This is a genomic window from Salmonella sp. 741265116_PST, from assembly GCF_046567715.1.
GTDB lineage: Bacteria > Pseudomonadota > Gammaproteobacteria > Enterobacterales > Enterobacteriaceae > Salmonella > Salmonella enterica.
This window is the reverse complement of record NZ_JBKFPH010000001.1, coordinates 141,853-157,141: the sequence shown is the minus strand read 5'-3', so window position 1 is coordinate 157,141 and position 15,289 is coordinate 141,853. Positions and strand designations below refer to the sequence as shown.

General features: G+C 55.1%; 19 protein-coding genes. 5 read left to right on the top strand and 14 right to left on the bottom strand.

Features of this window, described 5'->3' with window-relative positions; genetic code table 11:
• Positions 1 to 61: 61 nt before the first annotated feature.
• From ACLD11_RS00770 to ACLD11_RS00760, 3 genes are all read right to left on the bottom strand, one after another.
• The gene (locus ACLD11_RS00770; protein WP_411014409.1) at positions 62 to 1,069 is read right to left on the bottom strand and encodes a luciferase-like monooxygenase; all 1,008 of its coding nucleotides are present in this window, start codon (positions 1,067 to 1,069) and stop codon (positions 62 to 64) included.
• A 178-nt stretch (positions 1,070 to 1,247) separates the two neighbouring features.
• The gene (locus ACLD11_RS00765; RefSeq protein WP_077905270.1) at positions 1,248 to 2,144 is read right to left on the bottom strand and encodes a U32 family peptidase; all 897 of its coding nucleotides are present in this window, start codon (positions 2,142 to 2,144) and stop codon (positions 1,248 to 1,250) included.
• The gene (locus ACLD11_RS00760; RefSeq protein WP_000421309.1) at positions 2,135 to 3,130 is read right to left on the bottom strand and encodes a peptidase U32 family protein; all 996 of its coding nucleotides are present in this window, start codon (positions 3,128 to 3,130) and stop codon (positions 2,135 to 2,137) included. Before ACLD11_RS00760 ends, ACLD11_RS00765 begins: the two co-directional genes overlap by 10 nt.
• Before the next feature lie 216 nt (positions 3,131 to 3,346).
• On the opposite strand from ACLD11_RS00760, the gene ACLD11_RS00755 reads away from it, so the two are divergent.
• Positions 3,347 to 3,871 (top strand): SCP2 domain-containing protein, encoded by a 525-nt coding sequence (locus ACLD11_RS00755; protein WP_000884721.1) that lies wholly within the window; start codon positions 3,347 to 3,349, stop codon positions 3,869 to 3,871.
• Positions 3,865 to 4,368, top strand: a complete 504-nt coding sequence (locus ACLD11_RS00750) for a GNAT family N-acetyltransferase (protein ID WP_000908562.1) — start codon at positions 3,865 to 3,867, stop codon at positions 4,366 to 4,368. Before ACLD11_RS00755 ends, ACLD11_RS00750 begins: the two co-directional genes overlap by 7 nt.
• On the opposite strand, the gene ACLD11_RS00745 is transcribed toward ACLD11_RS00750, so the two are convergent.
• Positions 4,355 to 4,672: a GIY-YIG nuclease family protein gene (locus ACLD11_RS00745; protein ID WP_000928379.1), complete on the bottom strand. Its 318-nt coding sequence runs from the start codon at positions 4,670 to 4,672 to the stop codon at positions 4,355 to 4,357. The genes ACLD11_RS00750 and ACLD11_RS00745 overlap by 14 nt on opposite strands.
• 37 nt (positions 4,673 to 4,709) lie before the next feature.
• On the opposite strand from ACLD11_RS00745, the gene ACLD11_RS00740 reads away from it, so the two are divergent.
• Positions 4,710 to 5,153, top strand: a complete 444-nt coding sequence (locus ACLD11_RS00740; protein WP_000380404.1) for a YhbP family protein — start codon at positions 4,710 to 4,712, stop codon at positions 5,151 to 5,153.
• Here the strand turns inward: ACLD11_RS00740 and yhbO are convergent.
• On the bottom strand, positions 5,133 to 5,651 hold the full coding sequence (gene yhbO, locus ACLD11_RS00735) for a protein/nucleic acid deglycase (RefSeq protein WP_411014408.1): 519 nt from the start codon (positions 5,649 to 5,651) through the stop codon (positions 5,133 to 5,135). The genes ACLD11_RS00740 and yhbO overlap by 21 nt on opposite strands.
• 130 nt (positions 5,652 to 5,781) lie before the next feature.
• Between yhbO and ACLD11_RS00730 the strand changes: the two genes are divergently transcribed.
• Complete coding sequence (locus ACLD11_RS00730) at positions 5,782 to 6,417, top strand: NAD(P)H-binding protein (RefSeq protein ID WP_094963816.1); 636 nt, start codon at positions 5,782 to 5,784, stop codon at positions 6,415 to 6,417.
• Positions 6,418 to 6,483: 66 nt separating this feature from the next.
• Here the strand turns inward: ACLD11_RS00730 and dolP are convergent, their stop codons facing one another.
• The 4 genes from dolP to ACLD11_RS00710 are packed head-to-tail and all read right to left on the bottom strand — an operon-like array spanning position 6,484 to position 10,076.
• Positions 6,484 to 7,059 carry a division/outer membrane stress-associated lipid-binding lipoprotein gene (gene dolP, locus ACLD11_RS00725; RefSeq protein ID WP_001650801.1) on the bottom strand — a complete coding sequence of 192 codons (576 nt, stop codon included), beginning with the start codon at positions 7,057 to 7,059 and terminating at the stop codon, positions 6,484 to 6,486.
• Between the two features lie 9 nt (positions 7,060 to 7,068).
• A complete protein-coding gene (gene diaA / locus ACLD11_RS00720) occupies positions 7,069 to 7,659 on the bottom strand; it encodes a DnaA initiator-associating protein DiaA (protein WP_000893481.1) in 591 nt (196 codons plus the stop codon).
• Between the two features lie 21 nt (positions 7,660 to 7,680).
• The gene (locus tag ACLD11_RS00715; RefSeq protein WP_411011349.1) at positions 7,681 to 8,076 is read right to left on the bottom strand and encodes a YraN family protein; all 396 of its coding nucleotides are present in this window, start codon (positions 8,074 to 8,076) and stop codon (positions 7,681 to 7,683) included.
• The gene (locus ACLD11_RS00710) at positions 8,034 to 10,076 is read right to left on the bottom strand and encodes a penicillin-binding protein activator (protein WP_411011348.1); all 2,043 of its coding nucleotides are present in this window, start codon (positions 10,074 to 10,076) and stop codon (positions 8,034 to 8,036) included. The genes ACLD11_RS00715 and ACLD11_RS00710 overlap by 43 nt, the downstream gene beginning before the upstream one ends.
• A gap of 63 nt (positions 10,077 to 10,139) precedes the next feature.
• Between ACLD11_RS00710 and rsmI the strand changes: the two genes are divergently transcribed.
• On the top strand, positions 10,140 to 11,003 hold the full coding sequence (rsmI, locus tag ACLD11_RS00705; protein WP_411014407.1) for a 16S rRNA (cytidine(1402)-2'-O)-methyltransferase: 864 nt from the start codon (positions 10,140 to 10,142) through the stop codon (positions 11,001 to 11,003).
• A gap of 157 nt (positions 11,004 to 11,160) precedes the next feature.
• Here the strand turns inward: rsmI and ACLD11_RS00700 are convergent, their stop codons facing one another.
• From ACLD11_RS00700 to gatA, 5 genes are all read right to left on the bottom strand, one after another.
• Entirely contained in the window at positions 11,161 to 11,934 is a 774-nt protein-coding gene (locus ACLD11_RS00700; RefSeq protein WP_001083899.1) for a DeoR/GlpR family DNA-binding transcription regulator, read from the bottom strand.
• A 110-nt stretch (positions 11,935 to 12,044) separates the two neighbouring features.
• Positions 12,045 to 13,088: a galactitol-1-phosphate 5-dehydrogenase gene (gene gatD / locus ACLD11_RS00695; protein WP_000844174.1), complete on the bottom strand. Its 1,044-nt coding sequence runs from the start codon at positions 13,086 to 13,088 to the stop codon at positions 12,045 to 12,047.
• Between the two features lie 43 nt (positions 13,089 to 13,131).
• The gene (locus ACLD11_RS00690; protein WP_411014406.1) at positions 13,132 to 14,505 is read right to left on the bottom strand and encodes a galactitol-specific PTS transporter subunit IIC; all 1,374 of its coding nucleotides are present in this window, start codon (positions 14,503 to 14,505) and stop codon (positions 13,132 to 13,134) included.
• Positions 14,506 to 14,508: 3 nt separating this feature from the next.
• The gene (gatB, locus tag ACLD11_RS00685) at positions 14,509 to 14,793 is read right to left on the bottom strand and encodes a PTS galactitol transporter subunit IIB (protein ID WP_000824293.1); all 285 of its coding nucleotides are present in this window, start codon (positions 14,791 to 14,793) and stop codon (positions 14,509 to 14,511) included.
• A gap of 30 nt (positions 14,794 to 14,823) precedes the next feature.
• A complete protein-coding gene (gene gatA, locus ACLD11_RS00680) occupies positions 14,824 to 15,288 on the bottom strand; it encodes a PTS galactitol transporter subunit IIA (RefSeq protein WP_000080445.1) in 465 nt (154 codons plus the stop codon).
• Position 15,289 lies beyond the last annotated feature (1 nt).

Genomic DNA, 15,289 nt, shown 5'->3' with positions numbered 1-15,289 from the left:
TATCCGGCCTACTTGATGCTGTAGGCCCGGTAAGCGAAGCGCCACCGGGCAAAACAACGCGCTACCCCAACAATTCCTGCTTCACATCCATCGCCAAATCAAACGAATGCAGCCGCGCCTGATGATCGAAAATTTGCCCGTTTACCATAATTTCATCCGCCTGGGTTTCCCGCAGGATGGATTCCAGCCCGTGACGGACTTTCGCTTTATCGCCGACCAGCGACATACTCAGCGCCTGCTGCACGCCATACTGCTCGGATGGCGACCAGAAGGTCTCCATATTCTCAACCGGCGGCGGCAGTTGGCCGGTTTCCCCACGGCGTAGCTTCACAAAAGCCTGCTGCATGGAGGTAAACAGGAATTCCGCGTCGCGGTTGCTGTCGGCGGCGATAATATTGATACACACCATCGCGTACGGTTTTTCCAGCCGTGCTGAAGGTTTGAACTGGGTACGGTACAGATGCAGCGCCTGCAACAACATATCCGGCGCGAAATGCGACGCGAAGGCAAACGGCAGCCCAAGCTGGGCCGCCAGTTGCGCGCTATACAGGCTGGAGCCCAGCAGCCAGACCGGGATCTTCTCGCCGTAGCCGGGCACCGGGCGCACCAGCGGGCTGGGATCGCGGGCGTCGAACCAGTCCACCAGCTCTGCGACATCGCGTGGAAAGTTATCAATATCGCCGCTCATATGGCGACGTAGCGCGCGCATCGTCGGCTGATCGCTACCCGGCGCACGTCCCAACCCTAAGTCGATACGTCCCGGGTAGAGCGTATTCAGCGTACCGAACTGCTCGGCAATTACCAGCGGTGAATGGTTAGGCAGCATCACGCCGCCGGAGCCAAGATGTAATGTTGTGGTATTGGCCGCCAGATAACCAATCAATACCGAGGTCGCCGCGCTGGCGATACCGGTCATGTTGTGATGTTCTGCCAGCCAGTAGCGGTGATAGCCGCGCTTTTCAGCGAGTTGTGCCAGATCGAGCGAATGGGAGAAGGCTTCTTTTGCCGAAGCTCCTTCAGGGATCGGCGCCAGATCCAGCACTGAGAACGGAATAGTTTTGTCAGTCATAACGGCTCACTTTGTTACCGGTTAATCTTTTAATACTGCATTAAAGATTAGCGAATGTTGTTAACAAAGTGAGCTTTATGAGGCTGACGGCAAAAACAATGCCCGATGGCGCTGCGCTTATCGGGCCTACGGGAGCGCTATTTGTAGGCCGGATTAAGGTATTGATGCCGCCATCCGGCTAGGCCTGTAGCTCCAGCCCGGCCAGCCGCTTCCAGTAGCCGTTACAGTCGCTATGGGCGGCAAGCGGTAATGGCGCGCCGCCGTTTTCGTTAGCGCGGAAGGCATCAAGCATGGCAAATGTCTCCGTACCCAACGGCGACAGCCGCACGATATCGACCAATCCCTGCATCGACGTCAGTTCGTTGCCAAGGTTATAGACATAGCCGCTCATGGTCTGAATACCGTTAAGCACAAACACCTGCTGATTCTCTTGCGAGAACACGTCACGACCGTTTGGATACTTGATACAGCAGGTTTCGCACTCATCTTTCGGGCGGTCTTCCGAACGGGCGGTAAAGCAGCGAGCGGAGTAGGCCAGCGGCAGATGGCCGTAGCTCAACACTTCCACTTCAAACTGATTGCGGATGCCCAGTTCATCGCACTGATTAAGCAAATTCACCAGCCAGTCGCGGGACAGCTCCACTGGCATACACCAGCGTACCATGCCTTCTTTCAGCAACCGGCGCAGCGTGACCGCGTTGTAGCAGTTCAGCGCATGGCCGGCGACAAACGGCAGTTTGCGCTCGGCGCACAGATTCACCACGCCAAGATCGCTGGCTTCCAGCAGAAAATCGCCGTTGTCCACATAGCGTTTCAGCTCGCTTAATTCAGATGACGCCTGTACCAGCGCCAGGGTGGAGAGCGCCACCTGCTTACCGCTGGCGGCGAGGGATTTCGCCATTTCCAGCCAGTCGCCGACTTTGGTCGCGCGACGCTTGCTGCACACCGCTTCACCCAGATAAATGACATCAGCGCTGCTTTTTGCGGCCTGCTGATAAAAATCTTCCAGCGTCTCTTTCGGCCAGTAATAAAGCACCGGTCCTAAGGAATATTTCATAGCTCCTCTCACTGCCATTTACGGTGATATGCGCCAAGCGTGGTTTGGGTGCCTTCGGACATCGCGCCGAGCGTCTCCATCCAGTCGCGCTGTGGAACGAAGTTTTGCGGGGCGGCTTTGCAGCGATCTATCGCCTGGCGCCACACTTTCGCCACCTGGCTGACATAGGCCGGGCTGCGCTGGCGACCTTCGATCTTCACCGAAGCGATGTTCGCCGCCATGAGCTCCGGCAGTAGTTCCAGCGTGTTCAGGCTGGTTGGCTCCTCCAGCGCGTGATAGCGCTCGCCGTCCACTAAATAGCGGCCTTTACACAGCGTTGGGTAGCCCGCGTTTTCGCCATCCTGGTAACGGTCAATCAGGACATCATTCAGGCGCGATTCCAGCCCCTGCGGCGTTTGCTGCCAACGGACAAAGCGGGCGGGCGAGCAGGCGCCGACGGTATTGGGCGACTCCCCCGTCAGATAAGAAGAAAGATAGCAGCGACCTTCCGCCATAATGCACAGGCTGCCAAACGCGAATACCTCCAGCGGCACCGGCGTGACGCGGGCCAGTTGTTTTACCTGGTGAATCGACAGTACACGCGGCAGTACTACACGGTGGACATCAAAGTTGCGGTGATAAAAGCGAATCGCCTCTTCGTTGGTTGCCGAAGCCTGAACGGAAACATGGCGCTCAATATGCGGGTAACGCTCTGCGGCATATTCCAGCATAGCGAGGTCGGCGAGAATCAACGCGTCGGCGCCAAGCTGCGCCGCCATATCCACGGCGCGCTGCCAGCGGGCATAGCCGTCCGGATGTGCAAAAGTATTAATGGCGATGTGTAATTTGCGGCGATGCTGGTGAACAAAACTCACCGCTTCCTGCAATTTTTTTTCGGTAAAGTTAAGGCCGGCAAAATGACGGGCATTGGTGTCGTCTTTTAACCCGATATAAACGGCGTCAGCGCCGTTTTCGATGGCCGCCTTCAGCGCCGGGAGATTTCCGGCAGGGCAGAGCAGCTCCATAATTTATCCTGAGGGTTACGTCTGAGACGCAAAATTGTTAACGAACAGGGATTTTAGTTAACCTTGCTGCGACAATTTTTGATTTAAGGCAGTTAAAGGCGTATTGGTAACACCAATAATGGGGTAGAAAATCAGACCCAATTGTTGATTTACGCCGCCATGTGATTTATTGGATATGGCAAAATAACAGGACTATTGAAACAGGGAGTAAAGCTCGTGTTAGATAAACTGCGTTCACGCTTAGTCCATGCTGGCCCGTCTCTGATGAGTGTACCGGTTAAACTGACGCCCTTTGCGCTAAAGCGCCAGGTTCTGGAACAGGTTCTGAGCTGGCAGTTTCGTCAGGCGCTGGCCGATGGAGAGCTGGAATTCCTCGAAGGTCGTTGGTTAAGCATTCATGTTCGTGACATCGACTTAAAATGGTATACCACGGTTGAAAATGAAAAACTGATCGTTAGCCAGCAGGCAGATGCCGACGTCAGTTTTAGCGCCGACGCCAGCGATCTGCTAATGATCGCCGCCCGTAAACAGGATCCGGATACGCTCTTTTTCCAGCGTCGACTGGTCATTGAAGGCGATACTGAGTTAGGGTTGTATGTGAAGAATCTGATGGACGCCATCGAACTGGAGCAGATGCCGAAAGCGTTACGCGTTATGCTGCTGCAACTGGCGGATTTTGTTGAGGCGGGAATGAAAAACTCGCCGGAAACCAAACAGACCTCGGTAGGTGAACCATGCTAATTCGAGTAGAAATTCCCATTGATGCGCCTGGTATCGATGCGCTGTTACGCCGTTCATTCGAAAGCGATGCGGAAGCGAAGCTGGTTCACGATTTGCGTGAAGATGGTTTTCTGACGCTTGGACTGGTGGCCACGGATGATGAAGGCCAGGTGGTGGGCTATGTCGCCTTTAGCCCGGTTGATGTGCAGGGCGAAGATTTACAGTGGGTCGGCATGGCGCCGCTGGCGGTCGATGAAAAGTATCGCGGGCAAGGGCTGGCGCGCCAGTTAGTGTATGAAGGGCTGGATTCGCTCAACGAGTTCGGCTACGCGGCGGTCGTGACGTTGGGCGACCCGGCGTTATATAGCCGCTTCGGTTTTGAACTGGCCGCACATTACGATCTTCACTGCCGTTGGCCCGGTACGGAAAGCGCTTTCCAGGTACACCGTTTGGCTGAGGATGCGCTGGAAGGCGTGACGGGGCTGGTGGAGTATCACGACCACTTCAATCGTTTTTAAGCACCGGCGTTTGCAGGCTGGACAGCAGCGCCTCAAACGCTTCGCGTTCCGTCACAAGGCGCTCCTTCTGGCGCTTTGTGAGCTGTTTGATGCGATACTCTATGCGCAGGGCCAGCGAGCGATCGCCGACCTGCGCCGCAAACGCCAGCGTTAACTCGCCTTTTCCCCGTAATGCTTTTGCGCCTTTTCCCGTTTGATGCTGCCTGTAACGACGCGCTACATCGGTGGTGATTCCGGTGTAAAGCGCATTGTCTGCGGTTCGAATCAGATACAGATACCAGGGTGTCATTGTCGCCATCAGCATGATAATTTTCAGGTTCCCAGTATAAGCGAGAATAAAGATGGACACACTTACCGCTATTGGCCGTTGGCTGGCGAAACAACACGTGGTGACCTGGTGCGTACACCATGAGGGAGAGCTGTGGTGCGCCAATGCGTTTTATTTGTTTGATGCGCAAAACGTCGCGCTGTATCTGTTAACGGATGATAAAACCCGCCATGCGCAAATGTCCGGCGCGTGCGCGCCAGTTGCGGGAACGGTCAATGGTCAGCCGAAAACGGTGGCGCGCATTCGCGGCGTACAGTTTAAAGGGGAAATTCGCCGTCTGGAGGGGCAGGAGAGCGACGCCGCGCGTAAAGCTTACCTTCGTCGCTTCCCGGTCGCCAGGGTGCTGCCAGCGCCGGTATGGGAAATCCGGCTGGATGAAATTAAATTCACCGACAACACGCTGGGGTTTGGTAAAAAACTGCACTGGTTACGCGACTCACGCGCCCAGCAGGCGTAGCGCCTCGCGGTTAAATGCCGGCAGGTCGTCAGGCGTGCGGCTGGTCACCAGCTGATCTTTATCGACGACGACTTCCTGATCGTAAAATTCCGCGCCCGCATTCTTCACATCGATAATAATCGGTTTCACCGCCGTGAGTTTGCGGCCACGAATGACATCGGCGCTGATCAACAACTGTGGGCCGTGGCAAATGGCAAAAACCGGTTTACCGCTGTTAACGAAATCGCGGGTAAAATCCACGAAACGGCTGTCGCCGCGTAGGTAGTCCGGCGAATGGCCTCCCGGCAATAGCAAGGCGTCGAACTCGTCGGGACGAACGTCATCAATAGCCTTATCAATGGTGACGCTGGCCTCGCCTTTTTTTCCTTTCACCGTTTTACCCGCCTCTTTTTTGATGGTGATGACCTCATGGCCGGCCTGACGGAATTCTGCTGCCGGCGAGGTAAATTCTGAATCTTCAAATTCATCGGTAATCAAAACGGCAATTTTCTTACTCATGCGTTTCCTCCGCAGTGGTGGCGTCGGGTAAGGCAAATTTTCCACAATGATGGATACTTACCTCGTAGACTATTAAGCCTGGTCGATAGGGCCGAGAGTGCAAGGTGGACAAATCTGTAAAGGAGCGAGGATGAGTCAGGTACTGATTACCGGCGCGACCGGACTGGTCGGCGGACATCTGCTGAGAATGTTAATCAACACGCCGCAGGTGAGCGCTATCGCCGCGCCGACGCGTCGCCCGCTGACGGATATTGTCGGCGTTTATAACCCTCACGATCCGCAGCTTACCGACGCGTTAGCTCAGGTGACCGACCCGGTAGATATTGTTTTTTGCTGCCTGGGCACGACCCGGCGTGAAGCGGGAAGTAAAGCGGCGTTTATTCATGCGGATTATACGCTGGTGGTTGATACCGCGCTGACCGGGCGTCGACTGGGCGCGCAGCACATGGTGGTGGTCAGCGCAATGGGAGCAAACGCGCACTCTCCGTTTTTCTACAATCGGGTGAAAGGAGAAATGGAGGAGGCGTTAATCGCGCAAAAATGGCCTCGTTTGACGATTGCCCGGCCTTCTATGCTGCTCGGCGACAGAACAACGCGGCGGGTGAATGAAACGCTTTTCGCTCCGCTATTTCGGCTGTTGCCAGGAAACTGGAAATCGATTGATGCGCGGGATGTGGCGCGGGCCATGCTGGCGGAAGCGCTGGCGCCAGCACAAGAAGGCGTGACGATTCTGACCTCATCGCAACTGCGGGAAAAAGCGGGGTAGCGAAGCCGGATGATTTACCGGATGGCGACGCGGTTTACACATTCTTATCGCCACCCGGCACACCGGTTACTTAATATACGTAAAGGCGGTGGTCACGCGTTTCACGCCGCTCACCCGGCTGGCGATGTCCGCTGCCGCTTTACCTTCACGTTCAGTCACCAGGCCCAGCAGGAACACTTCGCCATTTTCGGTGGTGACTTTCACATTTGACGATTTTACCTGATCGCTGGTCAGTAGCTGTGAGCGAACTTTCGTGGTGATCCAGGTATCGTTAGAGGCGGTCCCCAGGCCGATAGGCTCACCCTGGCGAATCTCGTTATAGACCTCGGTGGTGCCTTCAACGCCCATCGCTATCTGTTTCGCGCGTGCGGAGAGTTCGCTGTTTGGCGACTGGCCCACTAACAAAACTTTGCCCTGATAAGCCGTGACATTGATGCGCGTCTCTTTTTTGATTTGCTCATCTTTCGACAGCGCGCTACTGACACGCAGTTCCAGCGTTCCGTCATCCACCTGGGTGCCCACGCTACGCGGGTCGGTTGCGGCTTTGGTGCCGACGGCTGCCGTACCCACTACCGCGGCGGCGACGCAACCTTGCAATAGCAACGCAGAAATAAGGACTGCGAGCGGCGAAAATGCCTTCATGTGTACTCCTTAATCATCCTGGTGAGGAAAAAGCGTGTTATCGATCAAATCGCACAGGCAGTTTACCGTCAGCATATGCATTTCCTGAATGCGCGCGCTGTGGTGTGAAGGGATACGAATTTCGACATCCTGCGGCCCTAATAGTCCGGCCAGCTCGCCCCCGTCATACCCGGTTAGCGCCACAATGGTCATGTCACGCGTGACGGCTGCTTCAACGGCTTTTACGATATCGCGACTATTACCACGCGTAGAGATCGCCAATAAAACATCGCCTGCATGTCCCAGCGCCCGGACTTGTTTTGCATAAACTTCATCGTGCAGGCGATCGTTAGCGATCGCAGTTAAGACCACATTATCGGTATTTAGTGCAATGGCGGGTAAACTGGGTCGCTCCGTTTCAAAGCGGTTAATCATGCTGGCAGCAAAATGCTGTGCGTTGGCCGCGGACGTCCCGTTCCCACAACAGAGGATTTTATTGCCGTTAAGCAGGGAATGAACCAGCGTCATGGCGGCGCGGGAAATGGCATCCGGAAGCGCTTCCGCCGCAGCAATTTGAGTTTGAATGCTTTCTGTAAAGCAAACTTTGATTCTTTCGAGCACGCTAATCCTTAAAATCTTCAATTATGAGTGGTCGTTAAACGCATCCCGAAACCACTCAATCTCATTTCCGGTGAAGGCTAACACATCGAACCGACAATCCACAGTATCAAAACTCCCATTCTGGCGGGCGAGCCACAAGCGGGCAGTATGTAATAATTTGTGTTGCTTGCTGCGGGTCACACTGGCCGCCGCGCCGCCATAAAGCCCGGAGCGCCGATAGCGGACCTCAACAAAAACCGTCGTTTTTCCGTCGCGCATGATCAGATCGATTTCGCCGCCGCGCTCGCGCACGTTGGCGGCGATAAACCGCAGTCCTTGGCTTTCCAGCCAGCGACGCGCGGCAGCTTCCCACGCGTCGCCAGCCTGTTTACGCGTTAGCTGGCGGGAACAATCTCCCCTTGCTGGTATTTGAGCCATGATAACTTCCTGTTAATCACACAATCCGGGCTGGCGGTTAATGCGCCGGTATTGCCATTGATCTCAAACCCCTGCACCTGACGCATCTGCGAAAAGTGGTTCGCCAGCGTCCAGGCATCCACGCCCATGGCGTACATCCGCGCCAGAGAATAGTCGTTATGTACAGCGCTCAGCGCCTGCTGCATCAACGGCATATTGCCGCCTGCCAGCATAGGAATTTCACTGTATTGCAAACCTTCCATCTCCAGACGGAAGTCAGGGCCGGAGGTGCCTTGCGCGCTGCGAGAGCTGGCATACAGCGTCGCGCCGCTCTGGGTGCCGTTACGCATGGCGATCATCGGTTTGATAAAGCCAATCTCTTCCGGCGTAGCCAGAATATAGACCGCGTCTACGCGTCCGCCGCCGGTGATTTGCGCGTCGGTCGGCGGCGCAGGGATAGTCAGACCGCCAATGGTGACGCCCGGCTGCGCAGGCACGCTGGCGGCGACCGGACTGCCCGTCAACGCGATACCCGCGCCGCCGTTCACGCCCATTTTCAGCTCGGCTACGGAGCCGAATTTTTGCTGTAACACGATGCCGCCGCCCAGTTTTTGCCACTCCTGGGTGAAGGCGTTCGCCACGCGATCGCCAAGCGCGCTGCGTGGAATCAACAGCAGCGGCGACTGCTTGCCCTGGTCATAAATATGATGCGCCGCGTCACGGGCTTCATCTTCTGGAGAGAGCGCGAAATAGCAGATATTAGGGAAGCTACGTACCGTTTCCGGCTGGTTGAGCGCCAGCACGTTGAGCGGCGTGTTGCTTTTCATCAGCGCTTCCACATTGTTTTTCAACAGCGGCCCGACCACGATACTGGCGCCATCTTGCTGAACCTGAGCAAGCACCTGATCCAACGGCTGGGAAGAGGTATCGTAGATTTTTAATTCAGCGGAGGGATCCGCCGGCGCGCTTGCTGTAGCAGGGGGAGTTTGTGGCGCGCTGACTGGCGTAGCGGACTGGGATGGAGCGTCATCAGTCAGATCGCTCACCGAGGCCTGCGACGGACTGGCGACGCCGTCGGTCATTTGTGGTTGCGTCTCCTCCACGCCAGGTTCGACCGGCGCGTCAGGCGCGGCGGCAGGCTGCATTTCCACCGCCTGGGTGCCGAGGTTTTTCGCGGCTTCGAAACCTTGCTGGATGGTACGGCCAAACACGGCAGCCTGACCGTTCAGCGGCAGCAGCAGAGCGATTTTGCTGGTGGAGGCTGGTTTGAAACGTTGTACATTGACGAGCTGCGTCGGCAGCATTTTTGCCCCCGGATTTTGCGGGTAGCGTTTTTGCCAGTCGGCGATCCCGGCTTTCAGCATGTCCGGATCGTTGCGGTTGTCAAACCAGACGCGTTGCAGATCCAGCCATCCCTGAAGCACATTTTCATCGGCGTTGATAACCAGCGTCCTGGCCTGATCTTGCGTCATGGCGGAGAGCGCCTGCCAGGTTGCGTCGATATTTTTTTGTTTATCTTTCGCCGCCAGTAGCGGTTCCTGGGCGATTAACGCCCGCAACAGGGTAAGCGACGGGCGTCCCTGGCTGGCAATGATCTGCGCCTGCCAGTAACGTGCTTGCTGATGTGGCGCAAAGTCGGCGGGTTTTAGTTTATCCAGCAAGGCCTGCGCGCCTGCGACATCTTTTTGCGCCAGTTTGATTTCTACCGCTAATAAAGACTGTTCGCGACGCTGGGCATCGTTCAGATTTTGCGGGAGTTGGTTGAACAGGTCGACGGCCTGCTGGCTTTTTCCTTCTTTCAGCAGTGCATGAATGGCGAGTAATTGCCAGTTGGTCTTGCTATCATCTGCGCTTTGCTGCATCTGATGCAGGTAAAAGGCGGAGTCAGCTTGCGCTGAACCCTGCATATAGGCTGCGCTTTGATCTGGCGCCTGGGTGCCGCACCCGGCGAAAAGTAGCGCAGCCAGGACGACAGGCAGCGCGCGCGCGGCGTTCAAACGAGAAAATGTTGAGGGTACCATACTGTATCCAGTGATATTTTTTTACGCAATGCTCAATATTAAATCGGCAATACGGACGACACAATGAAACAAAACGAATCGGCGGATAATTCTCAGGGCCAACTCTTTATTGTACCTACTCCTATCGGGAATTTGGCTGATATTACTCAACGCGCGCTGGAAGTTTTACAAGCCGTTGATTTAATTGCCGCTGAAGACACTCGTCATACCGGTTTATTACTGCAACATTTTGGGATTAATGCCCGGTTGTTTGCGCTGCACGACCATAACGAACAACAAAAAGCGGAAACGCTGGTCGCGAAGCTAAAAGAAGGGCAGAACATTGCGCTGGTTTCCGACGCCGGTACGCCGCTAATTAATGACCCCGGCTATCACCTGGTACGTACCTGCCGTGAAGCGGGGATTCGCGTGGTGCCGCTACCGGGGCCGTGTGCGGCGATTGCCGCCCTGAGCGCCGCTGGCCTGCCATCCGACCGTTTCTGCTATGAAGGCTTTTTACCGGCGAAATCCAAAGGCCGCCGTGATGCGCTGAAGGCGGTTGAAGCGGAGCCGCGAACGCTGATTTTTTATGAGTCCACCCATCGTCTGCTGGATAGCCTGGAAGATATGGTGGCCGTGTGGGGCGAATCCCGCTACGTGGTGCTGGCGCGTGAGCTGACCAAAACCTGGGAAACCATTCACGGCGCGCCGGTCGGCGAGCTGCTGGCGTGGGTCAAAGAAGATGAAAACCGTCGCAAAGGCGAAATGGTGCTGATTGTCGAAGGGCATAAAGCGCAAGAAGACGACCTGCCCGCCGACGCGCTGCGCACGCTGGCGCTGCTACAGGCAGAACTGCCGCTGAAAAAAGCGGCGGCGCTGGCAGCAGAAATTCACGGCGTGAAGAAAAATGCGCTGTATAAGTATGCGCTGGGGCAGCAGGAAGAGTAAAAGCGAGCGCCCGGGAACCGCCTTTTATCGCCATCGCGTTAATACTCAATCAGGTGATTGATGTGGGTAAAGTGATGGGGGCATTGGGCGGTGATAGCGGGCCGGACCTTTCCTTCGGACTTACTCTCGCGATCAGCAACGCATAACCGACTCCTTTTTAGACGATCATTAATTCCACGCCTGTTTTCGCTAATGCCGCTTTATCCTGTTTGCTGATAGTGTCATCGGTTATCACACAGTCGATCTTGTCCATCGGCAATACCTGGTTAAAGCCGCGACGGTTAAATTTGGTCGCGTCCAGTACCGCGATAACTTTGTGTGCCGCCGCCGCCATGACGCCGCTAATGGAATAACCTTCGTTAAACGTGGTAATACCGTTTGTCGCATCAATGCCATCCGCCCCGACAAACATGACATCGGCGCTGATGCCGTGTAGCGATCGTTCCGCAATCGTGCCGTGCATTGAGTGGGTTTTATGCCGTACCGTACCGCCGCAAACCACCAGCGTGAGATCTTTATTTTCTGATAGCGTAAAAGCGGCAGGCAAGCTGTTAGTGATCACCGTAATATTGCTTTTTCGCGCGAGCGCTTCCGCAATCAGTAATGTTGTGCTCCCGCTATCCAGAATGATGGTCATTCCTTCTTCAACCATTGCCGCAGCCGCCTGGGCAATCCGCTTTTTCGGATCGCTGGCGAGTTGATACCGATCTTCCAGAATGACTTCCTGATTGTCGCCTTCCGCCAGATGACTTCCCGGTTTTGCCGCGCCGCCATGAAAACGGGTGACAAGGCCTTTCTCTTCCAGCAGACGCAGGTCAGCACGGATAGTCACTTCAGAAATACCAAAGGTATTTGAAAGGTCCATCACCAGTACGCTGCCTTGCGTATTAATCAGGTCGACAATTTTATTTCTTCGCTCAAATGAGTTCATATTGATTTGCCTGATAATTAACTGTAACTAGTTTAATCGAAGGATTGCGAAAGGTGAACGCTAAATTTCGAAAGGAAATGTGAGCCAGCGCAGGTTGCTGGCTCGTACCATCAGGAAAGTTGAAGTAAGATTTTACCCTGCATGGGCGCGCCATTAAGCGCTTTGACTGCTTCTGCAAAGCTTTCCGCATCGCCGCGATGGGCAATGAGAGGGGTCAGTTGAAGACGTTTTTCAGCCAACAGGCGCGCTGCGGTTTCCCATTCTTCTCCTGGCCATGGCGCGGAGTAGTTCATCCAACTGCCGAGGAGCGTGAGCTCTTTACGCAAAATTAACCCGAATGTACGCGTTGTCAGGGTGAGATCGTGATGTAACGTGCCCACCAGCGCCAGTTGCGCGCGCGGCCCGGCGATATCGATAGCCAGCGAGACGGTCTGGGGAGTTCCTGCCGTTTCGAGAACCAGTTGATCAAACTGAATGTCGGACAACGCGGTCTGGATGTCGTCGGCGGTCATTTCCCGGCTATTACAGGTATGCGTTGCGCCGAGCGCTTTCGCAAGTTCCAGTTTCTGCGGATTGATATCAATCGCCGTTACGCTTCGCGCGCCCAGTTCCCGCGCGCACTGTAAGGCCAGCAGGCCAATTGTCCCGGCACCGACGATAATTACGTTTTTCCCCTCGCAGCCCTGCGCCAGATGAAAGGCGTGTAAGCCCACGGTAATCGGTTCGATAAACGCGCCATCTTCAATCGGCATATCAGACGGCAAGCGGAAAAGATTGGCCCGTTTGACCACCACATATTCCGCATTACCGCCTTCACTGCGCGATCCTACAAACTGATACTGTTTGCATAAAGAAAAGTAACCGCGTTCGCATTGCGGGCAGTGAAAGCAGGGAAGAAGCGGGACACAAGCGACGGCATCGCCAGGCTGCATATCCGTTACGCCTGTGCCGTAGGATTCAACGTAGCCGCTGAATTCATGACCTAACGTAATAGGATAATAATGGGCGCCCTGCGCGAAAATACGCGGGATATCCGACCCGCAAAGCCCCGAGCTAACGACCTTGACCAACACATCGTCTTCAGCTTGCAGTTGTGGTAAGGGACGTTCTTCAACGCGCACGTCTCCCTCAGCGTGAATAACCACTGATTTCATAACATTCTCCAGGAAGGTGAGGGGAGCGATTGCTCCCCTAAAATTAAGAGGCGATTTGATTTTGCTGTAGCGCCGTGGCTTTCTCAGCCGCGACAAACTGTCGGGCGCGACGCCAGGTCAGCAGTACGCCGGCCAGATAGATAATGGCAATGACGGCGAAGCCGACGATATTCTGCCAGGTAAAAAGTTGAATCAGCAGCCAGGTGATGGGGGAACCGCCCTGATCCAGCGAGGCGACTTGTCCGCCAGCTTTTAGCGCTCCGGCATTGGCAGCCAGTTGGGTATGCAGGCCAATCGTCTGGGTGGCTATCCACAGGGTGATACCCATGATAATGACACCTGAAATCAGCGTGCGGAACAGGTTGCCCTGGTGTACCGCGACCGCCATCGCAACAAAGAAACCGATGGTGGCGAGATCGCCGAACGGCAGCACCTGGTTCCCCGGTACTAAGACGGCAATCAGGATGGTCAGCGGAATGAATATCAGGCTCGCGGAGACAACAGAGGTATGACCGAGCAGTAGCGCTGGATCAAGGCCTATCAGGAACTCCTGCCCGCCAAATTTGGCCTGTAGACGTTTACGCGCATGTTTCGCGATAGGCGTTAGGCCATCCATAATAGGTTTAATGACGCGTGGCATAAGCAGCATCACCGCTGCGGTTTTGACCGCCAGTTGCAGAACGGCTTTGGCGTCGTAGCCTGCCAGTACACCAATCACCAGCCCCATCACGAAGCCGACAGTCACCGGCTCGCCAAACGGTCCGAAGCGTTTCTGGACATCATCTGCGCTAAAGTGAATACGATTGAGACCCGGAATTTTCTCGATGATGGTATCAACGAGCACCGCCACGGGGCCCAGGTACGCGGATGAACCGTGTGGGATAGCAATCCCCTCGAGGCCAAAATAGTCGCGGGTATCTTTGGCAAACCAGTCCCCCAGTTTGTAGACAAAGGCGGCATGAACCACAACGCCCAGAATCCCCAGCCAGTATGAACCGGTCGCCAGATGCAGCATGGCGCCCGTGAAGGTCATGTGCCAGATATTCCAGATATCGACATTCACCACGCGGGTCATGCGGGTCACCAGCATCAGGACGTTAACCCCGATGGCGACAGGGATCGCGACCAGCGCGATTTGTGACGCCCAGGTCATGGGCGATGAACCCGGCCAGCCGACGTCAATAACGTGGAGATTGATTTGGAAATGTTCCGCCATGGCTTTCGCCGCGGGGCCGATAGAATCCAGCATCAGGCCGATGACCAGACCAATACCCACGAAGCCGATACCAATATGCAAACCCGATTTAAAACAATCCCCAAGCTTCATTCCCAGCAGTTTAGAGAACACGATGATCACCAGAGGCAACATCACCGTTGGGCCTAAGTCGAGGATATAACGCATTATTTCGCTAAACATACGTTACCCCATGAGAATGGACAGAATTTTTTGCTGTAATGCTTCAATACCCACGCCGGAAACAAAAGGCATACCGTGAACGACGGGAATATCACCAAAGGCGCGATCGACCCTGGCAGTGGTACAGATAAGATCGGCGCCGTCCATATAGGTTTCGATTTCGGTGACCCGGCATTGCACTAAGTCGAGCTCAATATGGTTGGCATCACACAGCTCTTTAATTTCTTCCGCAGCCATCGTTGAGGTTGCAACCGCACCGCCACAGGCCACAATTACTTTACGTTTCATAGGGTATTCCTCATTATTATCAATTTATTATCAAACCTGGACGCACTGCTCAGGCTCAAGGATGGTTTCCTGAAAGCGTATCGCCAGTTCGGCATCCGGCGCGCTTAACAGGGCATCGAGGGTGCTTGGGTTCTGTAGCTCACTAAACAGGCGGCGCAGAAGTTTTAGCTGTGCCGCCGGGTTTTCAACGATTAAGGCGATGATTAACGAAACGGCAATCTCTTCGTCATCATCCGCCTGTTGAAACATGACCGGCTTATCTGGACGAATCAGATAGATAGCGGGTGATTTCGCATGAACCGCCTCGCAATGAGGGATAGCGACGGCGTGACGCTCCAGCGCAATGCCGGTAGGAAAAGACGCTTCACGTTCCACCAGCGCCTGCGGATAACTATCATGTACCACGCCTTTCGCCAGCATCTCTTTGCCAATGTGCGCCAGCGCCTGTTGGCTCGAGTCGAATGTGATTCCGGTTCGGACAAATAGTTGGCTCATA

Bases quoted from the DNA above. Each gene is read 5' to 3' on its own strand.
- ACLD11_RS00770 (WP_411014409.1), bottom strand. From the start codon at position 1,069: ATGACTGACAAAACTATTCCGTTCTCAGTGCTGGATCTGGCGCCGATC.
- rsmI (WP_411014407.1), top strand. From the start codon at position 10,140: ATGAAACAAAACGAATCGGCGGATAATTCTCAGGGCCAACTCTTTATT.
- ACLD11_RS00765 (WP_077905270.1), bottom strand. From the start codon at position 2,144: ATGGCAGTGAGAGGAGCTATGAAATATTCCTTAGGACCGGTGCTTTAT.
- ACLD11_RS00710 (WP_411011348.1), bottom strand. From the start codon at position 10,076: ATGGTACCCTCAACATTTTCTCGTTTGAACGCCGCGCGCGCGCTGCCT.
- ACLD11_RS00750 (WP_000908562.1), top strand. From the start codon at position 3,865: ATGCTAATTCGAGTAGAAATTCCCATTGATGCGCCTGGTATCGATGCG.
- ACLD11_RS00740 (WP_000380404.1), top strand. From the start codon at position 4,710: ATGGACACACTTACCGCTATTGGCCGTTGGCTGGCGAAACAACACGTG.
- ACLD11_RS00760 (WP_000421309.1), bottom strand. From the start codon at position 3,130: ATGGAGCTGCTCTGCCCTGCCGGAAATCTCCCGGCGCTGAAGGCGGCC.
- gatD (WP_000844174.1), bottom strand. From the start codon at position 13,088: ATGAAATCAGTGGTTATTCACGCTGAGGGAGACGTGCGCGTTGAAGAA.
- yhbO (WP_411014408.1), bottom strand. From the start codon at position 5,651: ATGAGTAAGAAAATTGCCGTTTTGATTACCGATGAATTTGAAGATTCA.
- ACLD11_RS00745 (WP_000928379.1), bottom strand. From the start codon at position 4,672: ATGCTGATGGCGACAATGACACCCTGGTATCTGTATCTGATTCGAACC.
- ACLD11_RS00700 (WP_001083899.1), bottom strand. From the start codon at position 11,934: ATGAACTCATTTGAGCGAAGAAATAAAATTGTCGACCTGATTAATACG.
- ACLD11_RS00715 (WP_411011349.1), bottom strand. From the start codon at position 8,076: ATGGCTCAAATACCAGCAAGGGGAGATTGTTCCCGCCAGCTAACGCGT.
- gatB (WP_000824293.1), bottom strand. From the start codon at position 14,793: ATGAAACGTAAAGTAATTGTGGCCTGTGGCGGTGCGGTTGCAACCTCA.
- gatA (WP_000080445.1), bottom strand. From the start codon at position 15,288: ATGAGCCAACTATTTGTCCGAACCGGAATCACATTCGACTCGAGCCAA.
- ACLD11_RS00690 (WP_411014406.1), bottom strand. From the start codon at position 14,505: ATGTTTAGCGAAATAATGCGTTATATCCTCGACTTAGGCCCAACGGTG.
- dolP (WP_001650801.1), bottom strand. From the start codon at position 7,059: ATGAAGGCATTTTCGCCGCTCGCAGTCCTTATTTCTGCGTTGCTATTG.
- ACLD11_RS00730 (WP_094963816.1), top strand. From the start codon at position 5,782: ATGAGTCAGGTACTGATTACCGGCGCGACCGGACTGGTCGGCGGACAT.